We start from the raw sequence: 292 nt of genomic DNA, 5'->3' as shown, positions 1-292 counted from the left end.
CCAGCGCGGCAGGCGTGCAAATCGACCTGATTGTGCGCGGTATGTGTACTTTGCGCCCGGGTGTAAAAGGATTGTCCGAAAACATCCGCGTCCGTTCCATCATCGGCCGCCAACTCGAACACTCGCGCGTGTATTGATTCCATAACAACGGCGCAGACGATACCTTTATCTCCAGCGCCGACTGGATGGGTCGCATCTTCGTCCGCCGCATTGAAGTCGACACACCGATTACCACGCCCGAACTCAAAGAACGCGTGATCCGTGAAGGTTTGGAAATGGCCTTGGAAGACAA

1 pseudogene is annotated in these 292 nt (G+C 55.5%); it reads left to right on the top strand.

Going from position 1 to position 292, the window contains the following annotated elements:
• Positions 1 to 292: pseudogene (locus ACTHSP_RS23630) on the top strand (polyphosphate kinase 1); the annotation flags it as partial.

This window comes from Neisseria sp. P0001.S005, assembly GCF_051963715.1.
The sequence above is the reverse complement of the archived record's forward strand: the minus strand, read 5'-3'. Positions and strand labels throughout refer to the sequence as shown.